Below are 447 nucleotides of genomic sequence, written 5' to 3'. Positions count from 1 at the left end.
AATCAAACGCGGATGGCTATACCATCACGCAAACACCAAGTACTGAGCATCAAACAGGTAATCGTTATATCGGCAGCGGGGTGGGTGTTGTCAGCAATATCGCCAAAGTGATTGTCGGCACAGATCCAACACCAGTAATCCGCTTTACTGAAAAGCCCAAAGCAGGCGATAAAACTGTAGCGGGTAAAGTGTTCTTCGATGTGGATCAAGATGGCGTGATCGATCCTAACGATTCAGCCCTTAACACTATCAGCATCAAACTCTCGGGCACGGATAAATATGGTCAGGTTGTCGATCTTACAACCACCACAGATGTAAACGGTGAATTTGGCTTTGCTGGTTTAATCGAATCAAATGCGGATGGCTATACGATCACGCAAACACCAAGCTCAGATCACCAAACGGGTAATCGTTATATCGGCAGTGGCGCAGGTGTTATCAGCAATG

Annotated in this window: 1 protein-coding gene; it reads left to right on the top strand. The window is 46.5% G+C overall.

Annotated elements, in window-relative coordinates; genetic code table 11:
• The coding region (locus A7985_RS25465; protein WP_141685458.1) for an SdrD B-like domain-containing protein at nt 1–447 on the top strand (447 nt) is incomplete at both ends.

Source organism: Pseudoalteromonas luteoviolacea (genome assembly GCF_001696455.1).
Taxonomy (GTDB): domain Bacteria; phylum Pseudomonadota; class Gammaproteobacteria; order Enterobacterales; family Alteromonadaceae; genus Pseudoalteromonas; species Pseudoalteromonas luteoviolacea_C.
The sequence above is the reverse complement of the archived record's forward strand: the minus strand, read 5'-3'. Positions and strand labels throughout refer to the sequence as shown.